Raw genomic sequence first — 14,336 nt, 5'->3', positions numbered from 1 at the left:
GCCAGCGATCAGCGCGGCTGTCCGTCCGGGATGAAGACGTAGCCGAGGCCCCACACGGTCTGGATGAAGAGCGGGCTCGACGGATCGGGTTCGATCAGTTTGCGCAGGCGCGAAATCTGCACGTCCAGGCTGCGGTCGAACACTTCGTATTCGCGTCCGCGCGCCAGTTCCATCAGTTTTTCGCGCGACAGCGGCTGGCGCGCATGGCGGGCAAACACTTTCAATACGGAAAATTCGCCGGTGGTCAGCGGCACCGTTTCGCCGTTCTTTTTCAAGGTGCGCGTGCCCAGGTCCAGCACGAAGTCGCCGAATTCGAAGGTTTGCGGCGTTTCCGACGGCGCGCCCGGGATTTCATCGGGACCCTTGCGGCGCAGCACGGCGCCGATGCGGGCCACCAGTTCGCGCGGATTGAACGGTTTCGGCAGGTAGTCGTCGGCGCCCATTTCCAGGCCCACGATGCGGTCCACGTCCTCGCCCTTGGCCGTCAGCATGATGATCGGCGTCTGGTCGCCCGCGCCGCGCAGGCGGCGGCAGATCGACAGGCCGTCTTCGCCCGGCAGCATCAGGTCGAGCACCAGCAGGTCGTAGCGTTCGCGCAGCCACAGCTTGTTCATGGCCGTCGCGCTCTCTGCCGTGAAGACATTGAAGCCCTGTTCGGTCAGGTAGCGCCGCAGCAGGTCGCGCAGGCGCACATCGTCATCGACCACCATGATTTTTGCCTGGTGGCCATGGATCGATTGCGTTGTTGTATTGCTGCCGGTAGTGGAGGTTGTGGTCATTTAGGGTGTCGTGTTATCTTATATTAGTTGCTATAGTAACGCCTCGCGCGGCGTCGGCAAGGGGCTGTGGCGACCCATTACAAAGTGTTACAAACTTTACCCAATTACTCTTACTGCACCGTGTAAAGCATCATACACTGGGGCCACAGTGGAAATCAGCTTTAGTTTATACGGCATCGCGGAAGAGGAACTCAATGAATATCTTTACTAAAAAAATTCACGCCGCTCCCAGCGCAGCTATTGCCGCACGTACGACTGTGCTGTCCGCATTTGCCGTTTGTTCCGTGTTTGCCGCCAGCCTGGCGCTGGCGCAAAACCAGCCGCCGCCACGCCGTGACGACCAGCAGCAAATGCAGGCCCAGCGGTATGAACAGGTACAGCGCAGCAATAGCAATGATACGCGACTGCGCGAACAGCGTGACGCACGCAGTTTCGACACCCGCGCCGAAGAGCAGCGCCGCGCCAACGAGGGCGCGGACGCCTCACGCCGCACGGGCCGCATGACGCCCGACGAGCGCCGCGACCTGCGCCGCCAGATCAACGAAGTGGGCCAGGATATTTACTCGAATCCGCCGCGTCGTTGATGACATCCGGCAATACCTACTGCGCGTCGCGACTTGTGGCCTGCGATGCTCACTGTACTAAAGTACAGTTCCGCTTCTCGGCCACAATTCACTTCCGCTCGCTACGGTCTTGCCAGATGTCGTGACTTTACCTGAAACATCCATCTCCATTTTTCATTCCCCTGTTTGTTGCGCCAGGATTATGCTAATCCGGCATACCGCCACGCCCCGTGATATTGTTCTAGTGCACTGAGACAATTCTCTGAATGTGTTGCAGGGGGAGGCAAGTGGTGAGCGACGACGACACACCCGTTCCTGATGCGGCCCCCGCAGGCGGCCTGCCGTACGGCCTGGTCCAGCGCGACGGGGGCGTGTTCCTGGACCTGTCGCTGGCGCCGGCGCAGCTGCGCGCCGCCGTCGACCAGCTGTTCCAGTCGGGGCAGTTGCTGGCTGGCCTCGATTACGGTTTGTTCCTGCTGACGCTGTTCCATGCCCCCACGCCCCGCGCCGCGCCCAAGGGTGACGCCTTGCTGCGCATCGCCGTGCGCGTGGCGCCATTTTCACCCCAGCGCCGCGCCCTGTATAAACAGGTCAAGATCCACGGTGACAGCGCCGAGTTTTACTTTGAAGCATTGCTTCCTGACGCCGATGGCCAGGTGCCTGTGCGCCGCGAGTTTGACGAGCTGGTGGCTGACCTGTGGTGCAAGGGTGTGCACTACGGCATCGATAGTGTGGCCGTGCGCGCCGTTCTCGCCAGCGGCAAGGCCGAGCGCATCACGGTGGCGCGGGTGCTACCGCCGCAGCCGGGGCGCGACGCCCAACTGGTGGAGGTGTCGCAAGGCATCCACCGCGACGATGCACCGCGCGAACGCTCCGATGGCCGCCTCGATTTGCTCAGCTTCAAGAACCGCTTTCCGCAAGTCAAAAAACACGCGCGCCTGCTGCGTCTGCTGCCAGGTGCGCCCGGCTTGCCCGGCTATGACCTGGCCGGCAAGGCCCTGCCGCCGCCCGCGCCGCTGGCGCTGGACCTGGCCACAGTGGCGGGGCCGGGCACGGCGGTCGAACATTTCAGCGATGGCGATTTCGTCGTGGCCACCCAGGCTGGTTACGTGAATGTCGATGAGGGCGGCAAGATCTCCATCGAGAACAAGATCGTCAGCCGCGAAGGCGTCAGCAGCCGCACCACGGGCAATCTGAAGCTGCGCGCCGCCTACGAGGAATATGGCGACGTGCAGGAGCAGCGTCAGCTCGACGGCAGCGATATCACCATCCATGGCGACGTGTATGGCCATTTGCACTCGCATGGCGGACTGATCTTGTTGCAGCGCAACCTGGTGGGCGGCACGGCGTTCAATGAACACGGCGATGTGCGCGTCGAGGGCGTCGCTTCCGGTTCCGTGCTGCAGGCACTCAGCGGCGAAGTGCATGTGAAGCGCGCCGAAAGCTGTGTCATCGCCGGCACGCGCGTGGTGATCGACAGCGCCAGCAATTGCGAGATCATCGCCGACGAGGTCGTCATCGAACTGGCCGAAGGCTGCGCCGTGGCGGCGCGCACCATCCGCATCGGCAGCGCCGGCCCGCGCAAGCAGGTGGAAATGCTGCTATTTCCCCTCGTGCCCGATTTGAGCGCCCTGGAGCAACAGATCGCCGAGAGTCTGGCCAAGGCCGCGCAGTACCAGCAGGTGCAGCACAAGCGCCAGCAGGAAATCGATGCCATCGCGCAGTTGCCGGAAGTGCGCAACTACCTGACCCTGGCGGGCCAGCTGCGGCGCGGCGAATTGCAGCTGCAGCCGGCGCAACAGCTGCAATACGACAAGCTGGCCGCGCGCATCGCTCCCGTCCTGAAGGAAGTGGCGCGGCTGCGCGTGGAAGTCAAGCAGTCGGAAATCCTGCAGGCGCAGATGCTGGCCCTGGTGGCGCAGCTGCGCCAGGAGCGGCAGGCGACGGCCGGCCAGTCGCGCTGCAGCCTGGGCCTGGTCGATGGCGAGACGACGGTGCGCGCCCTGGTCGTGCCGCCCGGGCCAGCCAAGGTCTACGACCGGCCGCCGAAAGAGATCAAGGCCTTGCTGCGCAGCGCCACGCCGACCACGCAAGCCGTGTTCGCGGACAGCACGGGCAGCCTGGAGTGGACGTATGCGCCGCCGCCCTAGCGTTTAATCCGTGACCTTGCCGCGCGATTGCTTGAGGACGCTGTGCGTGCTCTTGCTGTCGAGGCGGCGCCGCTGCGAGCTGCGCGTGGGCTTGGTGGCGCGCCGTACGGCGGGCAGGAACGTGACGCTGTCGATGATTTCCTGCAGCCGGCGCAAGGCTTCTTCCTTGTTCTGCTCCTGGCTGCGCGACTGCTGCGCCTTGAGCACCAGTACGCCATCCTTGCTGATGCGGCTGTCGCGCAGAGCCAGCAGACGCTCCTTGTATGCTTCCGGCAGCGACGAGGCGGCGATGGGGAAGCGCAGATGGATGGCGCTGGACACCTTGTTGACATTCTGCCCGCCCGGGCCCTGGGCGCGGATGGCGGAAAATTCAACTTCAGCGGGGTTGACGAGGTGTTGCATGGCCTGCCTGTAGGGAGTGATGTGGGTATTGTAAGGGAAGATGGCTGCGCCGGCGCAAGGGAGGGCGGCCAGTCGATGATGTCTTCCGGGAAAGTTGATGTTTCTCAACGCTGGAGGCGGGGATGCTGGTTAGCATGGGCCAACGTTGCGCCACTGCGCATCCTGGCAGCGCTTACCGGATGAAAGGAACACCATGCAGCCCACGACCACGCCTGGCGCCGCAGCGACGGCGGAACGCGGCACCGCGCAATCCCTGACGCAGTACTTGAGCTTTCGGCTGGGCGGCCTGGAATACGGCCTCGATTACCGCTGCGTGCGGGAATTGCGTGCCCTCAAGGAGCTCGACCGTTTTTCTTCGGAAGGGGAAGTGCTGCACAGCGTGGCCGTCTCGCGCGGCGTGATCATCCCCATCGTGGATATGCGTGCCGCGTTCGGCAGCGCCCACGGCGCGCCAGACCCGGCCACCGACGTGATCATCCTGCAGCTGAGTAATGGCGTGATGGGCATGGTGGTCGACGGCGTCACCGATATCGTCAGCTTGGCGCCCGCCGACATCGCCGCCGTGCCCGGCCTTGGCGAGGCGGAGGCCGATTACCTGCTGGGCCTGGCCACGGTGGCGGGACGCCGCTTGATCCTCGTCGACATCGACCGCCTGATGGCAATCCGCAGCCCCGGTCCCATGCAGGTAGCCTAAAAAAAAGACGACCCGGAGGTCGTCTTTTGTCGCTGCTTGATTAACCGAGTTTTTCCAGCTGATCCTGCAGATCGAGCCATTCCGCTTCCAGCTGCGCCAGGTCCTTGGTGAAGAAGGTCTGGTCGGCCAGCAACTGCTTCAGCTTGGCCTTGTTGGCCGCGTCGTAGATGGTCGGCTCGCCCAGCTTTTCTTCCGTTTCCGCCTTTTGCGCGTTGCGCTTGGCAATCTGCTCTTCCTGGCGCTTGATCTTGTTTTCGATCGGCTTGCGCAGGGCGGCAGCCTTCTGGCGGTCTTCCGCTTCCTGGCGCTTGTCGCGCACGGGCGCGGCAGGGGCGGCTGCCGGCGCAGGTACGGAAGAAGTCACGGGGAAGTCGGTCTTGTTGGCCTTGCCGGCGGCCGGCAGCACGTCGGTACCCTTGCCCAGCTTGGTCTTGAACAGCCAATCCTTGTAGTCGTCCAGGTCGCCGTCGAACGGCTGCAGCTTGCCATCGGCCACGATGATGAATTCATCGGTGGTGGCGCGCAGCAAATGGCGATCATGGGAAACGACGACCAGCGTGCCTTCGAACTGGGCCAGCGCTTCCGTCAGCGCTTCGCGCGTTTCCAGGTCCAGGTGGTTGGTCGGTTCATCGAGCAGCAGCAGGTTCGGACGCTGCCAGACGATCAGGGCCAGCGCCAGGCGGGCTTTTTCGCCGCCCGAGAACGGCGCGATCGACGCGGTGACCATGTTGCCGGGGAAGTTGAAGCCGCCGAGGAAGTTGCGCAGTTCCTGCTCGCGCACGGTCGGGGCGATCTTGGCCAGATGCCACAGCGGCGATTCGTCGTGGCGCAGCATTTCCACCTGATGCTGGGCGAAGTAGCCGATGTTGAGGCCCTTGCCCATGGTGGCGTCGCCCGTCAATGGCATCAGTTCGCCGGCGATGGTCTTGATCAGCGTCGATTTGCCGGCGCCGTTCTGGCCCAGGAGGCCGATACGCTGGCCGATCTGCAGCGAAAACTTGATGCCGTTGACGATGGTCTTGTGCGTGATCTCGCCCGTCGCTTCGTTTTCAATCTTGTAGCCCGCATCGACGTCTTCCATCACCAGCAGCGGGTTCGGGGCGCTCAAAGGCTCGCGGAATTCGAACGAGAATTCGGCGGCGGCGCGCAGCGGCGCCAGTTCTTCCATCTTCGCCAGCGCCTTCATGCGGCTTTGCGCCTGGCGCGCTTTCGAGGCTTGCGCCTTGAAGCGGTTCACGAACGATTCCAGATGGGCACGCTTGCGCTGCTGCTTTTCCAGCGCGCCGGCGGCCAGGATCATCTGCGCCGCGCGCTGGCGCTCGAAGCTCGAATAGTTGCCCGAATAGCGTTTCAGCTTGCGCTCGTCGATATGCACGACGACGTTGACCACTTCATCGAGGAAGTCGCGGTCATGGGAGATAATCAGCAAGGTGCCGGCGTAGCGCTTGAGCCAGTCTTCCAGCCAGATGATGGCGTCCAGGTCCAAGTGGTTGGTCGGCTCATCGAGCAGCAGCAGGTCGGACGGGCACATCAGCGCTTGCGCCAGGTTCAGACGCATGCGCCAGCCGCCGGAGAAACTGGCGACAGGCTGCTGCATCTGGTCCAGGGTAAAGCCCAGGCCCAGCAGCAACTGCTCGCCGCGCGACTGCACGGTATACGCGTCGGCATCGGCCATGGCGCTGTAGATTTCGCCGATGGCGATGCCGTTTTCCGACGTGGCCGGTTCCGATTCCAGGCGCGCCAGTTCCGCTTCCAGCTTGCGCAAGGTCACGTCGCCGTCGATGGCGTAATCGAGCGCGGCACGGTCCAGCGGCGGCGTTTCCTGCGCCACGTAAGCCACGCGCCATTTGGCCGGGAAATCGATCTCGCCCTGGTCAGGGTGCAATTCGCCGCGCATCATGGCGAACAGGCTCGATTTGCCCGCGCCATTGGCGCCGATCAGGCCGATCTTGTCGCCCGGATTGAGGGTGACATCGACTTGTTCGAGCAACGGTTTGATGCCGCGCATCAGGCTTACTTGTAGGAAACGTATCATTTTTTTCTTTGTGAAGGCAGGGCTTTACCCCTCGCCGTAAAAACATCGTGTAGGTCGGATTAGCCCGAAGGGCGTAATCCGACGGGTGCCGCACAGGCATGTCGGATTACGCTACGCTAATCCGACCTACCAAGTCGATCAAACCAGCTTGAGCTGCTCGGCCGTCAGCAGGAATACCATGTCGTCGCCGGCGCTTGTCGTCAGCCAAGTCAGGCCCAGCTCGCCGAAGGCCGCTTCCGCGTAGGCGCGTTCGTTGCCGATTTCAATCATCAGGATGCCGTCGTCCGTCAGGCGCTCGGCCGCGCCGGCGATGATCTTGCGCACCAGGTCCATGCCGTCGCTGCCGCCGTCGAGGGCGATCTGCGGTTCGGCCAGGTATTCCTGGGGCAGGGCGCCCATCGACGCGGAATTCACGTACGGCGGGTTGCTGATGATCAAATCATATTTCTTGGCCGGCACGTTCGCGTACAGGTCCGATTCGATCAGGTTCACGCGGTCCTGCAGCTTGTACGTGTCGACGTTGCGCTTGGCCACGGCCAGCGCGTCGGCGGAAATGTCCACGGCGTCGACGCTGGCGTTCGGGAAGGCGTCGGCCATCATGATCGACAGGCAGCCCGAACCGGTGCACAGTTCCAGGATGTTTTCCACGGCTTCCGGTTCCGCCACCCACGGCGAGAAGTATTCAGGGATCAGTTCGGCGATGAAGGAGCGGGGCACGATCACGCGCTCGTCGACGTAGAAGTTATACGTGCCCAGCCAGCCTTCCTTGGTGATGTAGGCGGCCGGCACGCGGTCGATGCTGCGGCGGTCGATGACCGTCATGACGCTGGCCACTTCCGACGGCAGCAGCTTGGCGTCGAGAAACGGTTCGAGCTTGTCGAGCGGCAACTTCAACGTGTGCAGGATCAGATAGGCGGCTTCGTCGAACGCTTCGGCGCTGCCGTGGCCGAAAAACAGCTTGGCGGTATTAAAACGGGTAACGGCGTAGCGCAGCAGGTCGCGTGGCGTGGAAAACGGGTTCGGGGTCATGGCATTCTCGAAAAGACGGTGTTCTGGCCCGCCGTGACGGGCCTCGGTATTCTGGTTCAGACGGGCAGCAAATGCTCCAGCGTGCGCCGGTAAATATTCTTCAGGGGATCGATGTGGCGCAGTTCGATGTGCTCGTCGATCTTGTGAATACTGGCATTGGGCGGCCCGAATTCTATCACTTGGGGGCAGATTTGCGCGATAAACCGGCCATCCGAGGTGCCGCCCGTGGTCGACAGCTCCGTCGTGAGGCCCGTTTCTTCCAGGATGGCCGACGACAGCGCATCGCTCAAGGTGCCGCGCGGCGTGAGGAAGGGCAGGCCGCTCAGGGTCCATTGCAAATCGTATTGCAAGTCATGCTTGTCGAGGATGGCGTGGACCCTTTTCTGCAGGTTTTCCGCCGTGCTGGCCGTCGAAAAGCGGAAGTTAAAGTCGATCACCATGTCGCCAGGGATCACGTTGTTGGCGCCCGTGCCCGCGTTGATGTTGGACATTTGCCACGAGGTCGGCAGGTAATACTCGTTGCCCGCGTCCCATTTTTCCTCGACCAGGTCGGCCAGCGCCTGCGCCGCCTCGTGGATCGGGTTTTTCGCCAGGTGCGGGTAGGCGATGTGGCCTTGCACGCCCTTGATGGTCAAGCGGCCCGACAGCGAACCGCGGCGGCCGTTCTTGATCATGTCGCCCAGCTGCGCGCTCGAGGTCGGCTCGCCCACGAGGCAATAGTCGATCTGCTCGCCGCGCGCCTTCAGTTGCTCGCAGACGATGACGGTGCCGTCCGTGGCCGGGCCTTCCTCGTCGCTGGTGATCAAAAAAGCGATGGAACCGGTGTGCCCGGGCGTGGCGGCAATGAATTCCTCACAAGCGACCACCATGGCGGCGATCGAGGTCTTCATGTCGGCCGCGCCACGGCCGTACAGCTTGCCGTCGCGGTGCGTGGGAATGAAGGGCAGCGAGCGCCATTGCTCGACGGGGCCGGTGGGCACCACGTCCGTGTGGCCGGCAAAGACGAACACGGGGGACGTCGTGCCGCGGCGTGCCCACAGATTGGTGACGTCGTTCGACTGGATCGTTTCGCAGACGAAGCCCAGCGGGGTGAGGAGGTCGATCAGGTGCTGCTGGCAGCCCTTGTCGTCGGGCGTGACCGAGGACAGGGCGATCAGTTTTTCGGTTAGGGCGAGGGTTTTGGAGGTGGTCATGGTGTGGAGCGGGGGTGTACCCTTGGGACTCGGCGTCCCCGTACGACCCCAGCTTTGCAGGTGTCGGGTTTAAACTGAAAAAATGCTCTTGTACTGCGCATCGGAAAACGCCACGCTGAACTGGCCATCCTTGTCCAGCACGGGGCGCTTGATGATGGATGGGTTTTCCAGCATCAGTTCCAGGGCGCTGGCGGCGTCGACGGTGGCGGCTTTACGCTCGTCGGACAGGGCGCGCCAGGTCGTGCCTTTCTTGTTGACCAGCACATCCCACGGCAATTGCCCGAGCCACGCTTCCACTGTGGCGCGTTCCAGGCCCTGCTTCTTGAAGTCGTGGAAGGTGAAATCGAGTTGCTGCGCGGCCAGCCAGGTGCGGGCCTTTTTGACGGTATCGCAGTTGGGGATACCGTAGAGTGTAATGGTCGTCATGGGTAGGGCCAAGAGGAATGAATGCGGTTCGCTTGATCGCGGCGCTTGCGCCAGGTCAAAATGCGATGGTAGCCGCCATTATACAGTCGATGCGCAGTCGATGCGGCAGTGCAACACGGTTGCATGTTACGGGCAGGTTCAGGGCCAGGCGCTGCGAATGCCCAGTTGCGTGGCCACCTGGCCGAAGTCGCGGTGCGCGGATAGCGGCGTGGCGGACGCCATCGCCAGCCTGGGCGTGGCGCAATGTTGCCACGGTTGCGCCGCTATTCGTCGGCGTAGGCGCGGGCGGCCGCCATCACAGCGTCGAGTTTTCCTTTTGCCAAGGCTTGCAGCGGCGACTTGCCGCCCAGCGACAGGCGCGGGACGGTAAAAAAGTCCCATTTGGCGGCGCCGGGCAAGTCACCGAGAATTTTGCTGATTTTTTCCAGCGTGTGGCGGTCATGGCGGGGATCGGCGAAAAATGCCGGATAAACATATTCGCCGGAGGCGCCGCGCAAGGCGAACAGGCGTCTGGCTTTCAGTGCCGCACTGAGTGCCTGCGGCGTGACTGCCAGCCGGGCGCGCAATTCGGGGCCGGACAGCAAGCTGTGCGAGGCCACGTCTTTTTCACGCTGATGCCGTTCCTGTTCTTCCAGGCCGCGCATGAATTGCCGGGTGCTGACGTGGCCTGTCTGCGTATCGTTGCCGGAAGCCATGCTCAGCTCCCGCTCGGCCACGATATCGAGATCGTGCCGCATTTGCGCCAGCAGCGCGGGCCGGTCGTCGCGCGGCACGGCGTCCAGCAGCGATGCATAGGCTTCTTGAAAAGTGTCTTGCGCAATGTTGAAGCGCAAGCCTGTGGCGCTGGCAGCCAGTGTGGCGGCCAGCTGCTCAGCCAGCGGGGATGCCGATTCAGCATCTTCGGCTTCGCAGGCGGGCTGGTCAGTTGTTGAGTGGTTGCGATGTGTGTTCGACATGGCCGTATCCTTGAAACGCAAGTCTCAGCATAGGATAGCAAGTCAAACAAAGCAAACAAAGCAAGGAGATTAACTCTATCTGCCTTGATGCAGCACAAACCTGCGGCGTTGTCTCTTACACAGGCCGGGGCGTCGTCTTCCCACATTCCGAAGAACCGAAATGCAGGCCCAGCCGCAAGGCCAGGGCGCGCAGGGCGCCGCTTTCCTGCAGGTGCAGGGCCAGCGCGATGTGGCCGTCGGGGCGCACGAGGTATGCCGCGTCGCGGCCCAGGCCGGCCAGCTTGGCGGCCACGTTATAGGTATAGCAATGCACGGGCAGTTTCAGCACGCGTGCCTCGTCGAGCAGTTCGGGCGCCGGCTCGCCATAGATGTGCAATTGCCAATCGATGCTGCGCAGGGCGATAAAATTGTCTTGCGTGCCGTCCGAGAACCACGGCAGGCGGTCGCCGCCGCGCAGGTATTCCGCATGGCCGGCGGAGAGGGCGCTGTCTTCATAGCTGATCTCGATTTGCGACACGGTCTTGAACAGCAAGCGGCGCGCCCGCGCGAAGCCGGACAGGAAGGGCAGCGCGTGCGGCACCAGCCAGCGCCGCAGGAACTGTCCGGCGATGCCCTGCGCGACGATGGCCTGGAAGGCGCGGTCGGTGGTGGCGACGAGCTTGCGGGCAAACACGATGCGCTCGCTTTCATAGGTGTCGAGCAGGGCATCATTGCTTTGGCCATGCAGCTTTTGCGCCAGCTTCCAGGCCAGGTTGACGGCATCGCCCAGGCCCGTATTCATGCCCTGGCCGCCCACGGGGCTGTGCAGGTGGGCCGCATCGCCGAGGATGAAGCAGCGGCGCGCGCGGAACTGGCCCGCCACGCGGTGATGGACTTTATAGGTGGAAAACCAGTTCACGTGTTCGACGTGGATGCCCAGCAGGTTTTCCACGTCGCCGCGCACATCGTCGAAGACGGGCGCGGGCGCGCCGTCGGGACGGTCGGGCAGGATGCCGATCAGGCGCTGCATGCCGCTGGTGCGCACGGGGAGCATCAGCGCGAAAGAGTTCGCGCCCAGGTGGGCGTGCAAATCCGTATTCTTGCCGGCTACTTGCGCGTCCGCCACGTAGTACAAGTGGTCGTAGGTGCCGCCGGAAAAGTCAAAGCCGGCGATCTCGCGGACCTTGCTGCGGGCGCCGTCGCAGCCGCAGATATAGTCAAACGTACAATATTGTCGTTCGCCATTGTTGAGCAGGATGGCTTGCACTTCGCTATCGTCCTGCGTCCACAAGTCCAGCGTGACATTCCATTCCACGTGCACGCCGGCCGCCGCCAGCTTGCTGATCAGAAAGCGTTCATGCTCGTCCTGGGGCAGGCTCAGCACGAAAGGATAGGGGCTCAGGCCTTCGCCGATCTCGCCCAGCGCCAGTTTTACCAGCTCCTCGCCGCCTTCGTGGATGTGCATGGCATTGATCTTGATGCCCAGGTGCACCAGTTCGTCGGCAAAGCCCAGCTGCTGGTAAAACTCCAGGGTGCGCGCATGCACGGCCATGGCCCGCGACGCCTGCCCGGGGCCGCTGTTTTTATCGATGATGCGGCAATCGACGCCATGGCGCGCGAGGCGCAAGGCAAGCATGAGGCCGGTAGGACCGGCGCCGACGATCAATACGGGAGGAGTATTCATGCCATCCAGTATAGGACAGGATGGGAGAGGACAGCGGGACGATTGAAGTTGCTAGTCGGAAATGAAAATGTCCCGCCGGATGGCAGGACATGATTTTTTACGTGCGTCTCGACGCCTCTGCAAACCGTAGCGAGCGGATGCGCGGCGTGGCCGAGAAGCGCAACCGTACATGCGTACGGTGAGCATCGCCGGTCGCGCCCCGCGACGCGCAGCAGGTTTACAGAGGTGTCATCAGATGCCGCGCAGGAGTTCGTTGATGCCGGTCTTGGCGCGGGTTTTTGCATCCACGCGCTTGACGATCACGGCGCAGTACAGCGAGTACTTGCCATCTTCCGAAGGCAGGTTGCCCGAGACCACGACGGAGCCGGCTGGCACGCGGCCGTAGGTCACTTCGCCCGTGGCGCGGTCGTAGATCTTGGTCGACTGGCCGATGTACACGCCCATCGAGATGACGGAATTTTCTTCGACGATCACGCCTTCGACGATTTCCGAACGGGCGCCGATGAAGCAGTTGTCTTCGATGATGGTCGGGTTCGCTTGCATCGGCTCCAGCACGCCGCCGATGCCGACGCCGCCGGACAGGTGGACGTTCTTGCCGATCTGCGCGCAGGAACCGACGGTGGCCCAGGTGTCGACCATGGCGCCTTCATCGACGTAGGCGCCGATGTTGACGTAGGACGGCATCAGCACGACGTTCTTGGCGATGAAGCTGCCGCGGCGGGCAACGGCTGGCGGCACCACGCGGAAACCGCCCTTGGCGAAGTCTTCGGCCGTGTAGTTGGCGAACTTGGTCGGCACCTTGTCGTAGAACTGCATCGTGCCGTCGGACGGCAGGACGACGTTGTCTTCCAGGCGGAACGACAGCAGCACGGCTTTCTTGACCCACTGGTTGACAACCCAGTCGCCCGAGGTTTTTTCCGCCACGCGGATGCTGCCGTTGTCCAGGCCATTGATGACGTGGGAGACGGCGTCGCGCAGTTCGGCCGTGCCGTTGCGCGGATTGATCTCGGCGCGGTTTTCCCAGGCCTGGTCGATGATGGTTTGCAGTTGTTGGCTCATGATGATGTCTTGTTCATTTAGTTGGTTGATGCGGATGCGGAAAGCTGCTGGCAGAATTTTACTATGCGCAACGCCGCTTCCAGCCCTTCGGCCGTTTCGGCCACCAGGGCCATGCGGATGCGGTTGCGGCCCGGATTGATGCCGTGCGCGTCGCGCGCCAGGTAGCTGCCAGGCAATACCGTGACATTATATTCGGCGTACAGGCGTTGCGCGAATTCGGTGTCGGACAGGCCCGTGCGGCTGACGTCGGCCCACAGGTAGAAACCGGCGTCCGGCAATTGCACGTCCATCACCGATTGCAGCAGCGGCGTGATGGCGTCGAACTTGGCGCGGTACTTGGCGCGATTTTCCTCGACATGGGTTTCGTCGTTCCAGGCCGCGACGGAGGCCGCCTGCACGGCGGGGCTCATGGCGCCGCCGTGGTAGGTTCGGTAGAGCAGGAATTTTTTCAGTACTTCCGCGTCGCCGGCGACGAAGCCCGAACGCATGCCCGGCACGTTCGAGCGCTTCGACAGGCTGGAAAACACCACCAGGCGCGCATACGGGCGCTCGATGGTGGACAGGCCCAGCATGTGCGCCGCCTGCAGCGCGCCCAGCGGAGGCGTGTCGCCGTGGTAGATCTCGGAATAGCATTCGTCGGCGGCGATGACGAAGTCGTAGCGCTCGGACAGGGCGAACAGGTGTTCCCAGTCCGTCAAGGTGAGCACGGCGCCCGTCGGATTGCCCGGCGAACACAGGAACAGCAGCTTGACCTTTTCCCACACGCTGGCCGGTACGCTGTCGTAGTCGCAGCCGAAATTGCGCGCCGGGTCGGAATTGACGAAATACGGTTCGGCGCCGGCCAGGTAGGCGGCGCCTTCATAGATCTGGTAAAACGGATTCGGGCTGATCACGAGCGAACCGGCTGCCGGATCGATCACCGTTTGCGCCAGCGCAAACAGCGCTTCGCGCGAACCGTTCACGGGCAGGATTTGCGTGGCAGGATTGAGCTTGGGAATGCCGTAGCGGCGTTCCAGCCAGCCGGCAATCGCGCTGCGCAAGGCTTCCGAACCGATGGTGGTCGGATAGCTGGCCAGGCCGTGGATATTGTCGACCAGCGCCTGCTCGATGAAGGCCGGCGTCGGGTGCTTGGGTTCGCCCATGCCCAGGCTGATGGGCGCATACTCGGGATTGACCGTCACGCCGGCAAACAGCTGGCGCAGCTTTTCGAATGGATATGGTTGCAGTTTAGCAAGAAGTGGATTCACGGAGCGGACCAGGGCAAGAGTGGGGTGATAGTGTCGCGTATGGATTGCCTGGCATGGCGCAATGACGCCGGTCAAGCAATCAGCTTAGCCTTTTATTATAGCCGTCCTCGGGCGCAGGCTGTGCAAGTGGGCTGTTGTTG

The 14,336-nt window shown here is 62.9% G+C and carries 13 protein-coding genes; 3 read left to right on the top strand and 10 right to left on the bottom strand.

Annotated features, from left to right (window positions below; all coding sequences use genetic code 11):
* Window positions 1–8: 8 nt before the first annotated feature.
* Complete coding sequence (gene ompR / locus AC3RCG_RS19945) at window positions 9–710, bottom strand: osmolarity response regulator transcription factor OmpR (RefSeq protein ID WP_223278807.1); 702 nt, start codon at window positions 708–710, stop codon at window positions 9–11.
* 263 nt (window positions 711–973) lie between these two features.
* On the opposite strand from ompR, the gene AC3RCG_RS19940 reads away from it, so the two are divergent.
* The gene (locus tag AC3RCG_RS19940) at window positions 974–1,363 is read left to right on the top strand and encodes a hypothetical protein (protein ID WP_070224012.1); all 390 of its coding nucleotides are present in this window, start codon (window positions 974–976) and stop codon (window positions 1,361–1,363) included.
* A 269-nt stretch (window positions 1,364–1,632) separates the two neighbouring features.
* Window positions 1,633–3,492 (top strand): flagellar assembly protein A, encoded by a 1,860-nt coding sequence (locus tag AC3RCG_RS19935; protein WP_492403125.1) that lies wholly within the window; start codon window positions 1,633–1,635, stop codon window positions 3,490–3,492.
* Window positions 3,493–3,495: 3 nt separating this feature from the next.
* Here AC3RCG_RS19935 and arfB read toward each other — a convergent pair whose 3' ends face one another.
* Entirely contained in the window at window positions 3,496–3,894 is a 399-nt protein-coding gene (arfB, locus tag AC3RCG_RS19930; RefSeq protein WP_034749850.1) for an alternative ribosome rescue aminoacyl-tRNA hydrolase ArfB, read from the bottom strand.
* Window positions 3,895–4,087: 193 nt separating this feature from the next.
* Here arfB and AC3RCG_RS19925 point away from each other — a divergent pair, with 193 nt between their 5' ends.
* A complete protein-coding gene (locus AC3RCG_RS19925; RefSeq protein ID WP_070311405.1) occupies window positions 4,088–4,588 on the top strand; it encodes a chemotaxis protein CheW in 501 nt (166 codons plus the stop codon).
* Window positions 4,589–4,628: 40 nt separating this feature from the next.
* Here AC3RCG_RS19925 and AC3RCG_RS19920 read toward each other — a convergent pair whose 3' ends face one another.
* The 8 genes from AC3RCG_RS19920 to dapC form a co-directional block, all read right to left on the bottom strand.
* A complete protein-coding gene (locus AC3RCG_RS19920) occupies window positions 4,629–6,623 on the bottom strand; it encodes an ATP-binding cassette domain-containing protein (protein WP_070224008.1) in 1,995 nt (664 codons plus the stop codon).
* Between the two features lie 138 nt (window positions 6,624–6,761).
* A complete protein-coding gene (prmB, locus tag AC3RCG_RS19915) occupies window positions 6,762–7,652 on the bottom strand; it encodes a 50S ribosomal protein L3 N(5)-glutamine methyltransferase (RefSeq protein ID WP_492403123.1) in 891 nt (296 codons plus the stop codon).
* A 56-nt stretch (window positions 7,653–7,708) separates the two neighbouring features.
* Window positions 7,709–8,845 (bottom strand): succinyl-diaminopimelate desuccinylase, encoded by a 1,137-nt coding sequence (gene dapE, locus AC3RCG_RS19910; RefSeq protein ID WP_099410919.1) that lies wholly within the window; start codon window positions 8,843–8,845, stop codon window positions 7,709–7,711.
* A 69-nt stretch (window positions 8,846–8,914) separates the two neighbouring features.
* Window positions 8,915–9,271, bottom strand: a complete 357-nt coding sequence (locus tag AC3RCG_RS19905; protein ID WP_070224002.1) for an ArsC family reductase — start codon at window positions 9,269–9,271, stop codon at window positions 8,915–8,917.
* A 263-nt stretch (window positions 9,272–9,534) separates the two neighbouring features.
* Complete coding sequence (locus tag AC3RCG_RS19900; protein WP_409028239.1) at window positions 9,535–10,227, bottom strand: hypothetical protein; 693 nt, start codon at window positions 10,225–10,227, stop codon at window positions 9,535–9,537.
* A 115-nt stretch (window positions 10,228–10,342) separates the two neighbouring features.
* Entirely contained in the window at window positions 10,343–11,890 is a 1,548-nt protein-coding gene (locus tag AC3RCG_RS19895) for an FAD-dependent oxidoreductase (protein WP_492403120.1), read from the bottom strand.
* Window positions 11,891–12,121: 231 nt separating this feature from the next.
* Window positions 12,122–12,949, bottom strand: a complete 828-nt coding sequence (gene dapD, locus AC3RCG_RS19890) for a 2,3,4,5-tetrahydropyridine-2,6-dicarboxylate N-succinyltransferase (protein ID WP_070223998.1) — start codon at window positions 12,947–12,949, stop codon at window positions 12,122–12,124.
* A 17-nt stretch (window positions 12,950–12,966) separates the two neighbouring features.
* On the bottom strand, window positions 12,967–14,196 hold the full coding sequence (gene dapC, locus AC3RCG_RS19885; RefSeq protein WP_230505225.1) for a succinyldiaminopimelate transaminase: 1,230 nt from the start codon (window positions 14,194–14,196) through the stop codon (window positions 12,967–12,969).
* Window positions 14,197–14,336 lie beyond the last annotated feature (140 nt).

The organism is Janthinobacterium sp. GW823-FHT01H08 (assembly GCF_058797855.1).
The sequence above is the reverse complement of the archived record's forward strand: the minus strand, read 5'-3'. Positions and strand labels throughout refer to the sequence as shown.

Excerpts from the sequence above, each read along its gene's own strand:
- ompR (WP_223278807.1), bottom strand. The coding sequence starts at position 710 with ATGGTGGTCGATGACGATGTGCGCCTGCGCGACCTGCTGCGGCGCTAC.
- prmB (WP_492403123.1), bottom strand. The coding sequence starts at position 7,652 with ATGACCCCGAACCCGTTTTCCACGCCACGCGACCTGCTGCGCTACGCC.
- dapD (WP_070223998.1), bottom strand. The coding sequence starts at position 12,949 with ATGAGCCAACAACTGCAAACCATCATCGACCAGGCCTGGGAAAACCGC.
- dapE (WP_099410919.1), bottom strand. The coding sequence starts at position 8,845 with ATGACCACCTCCAAAACCCTCGCCCTAACCGAAAAACTGATCGCCCTG.
- arfB (WP_034749850.1), bottom strand. The coding sequence starts at position 3,894 with ATGCAACACCTCGTCAACCCCGCTGAAGTTGAATTTTCCGCCATCCGC.
- AC3RCG_RS19940 (WP_070224012.1), top strand. The coding sequence starts at position 974 with ATGAATATCTTTACTAAAAAAATTCACGCCGCTCCCAGCGCAGCTATT.
- AC3RCG_RS19920 (WP_070224008.1), bottom strand. The coding sequence starts at position 6,623 with ATGATACGTTTCCTACAAGTAAGCCTGATGCGCGGCATCAAACCGTTG.
- AC3RCG_RS19895 (WP_492403120.1), bottom strand. The coding sequence starts at position 11,890 with ATGAATACTCCTCCCGTATTGATCGTCGGCGCCGGTCCTACCGGCCTC.
- AC3RCG_RS19905 (WP_070224002.1), bottom strand. The coding sequence starts at position 9,271 with ATGACGACCATTACACTCTACGGTATCCCCAACTGCGATACCGTCAAA.
- AC3RCG_RS19925 (WP_070311405.1), top strand. The coding sequence starts at position 4,088 with ATGCAGCCCACGACCACGCCTGGCGCCGCAGCGACGGCGGAACGCGGC.
- AC3RCG_RS19900 (WP_409028239.1), bottom strand. The coding sequence starts at position 10,227 with ATGTCGAACACACATCGCAACCACTCAACAACTGACCAGCCCGCCTGC.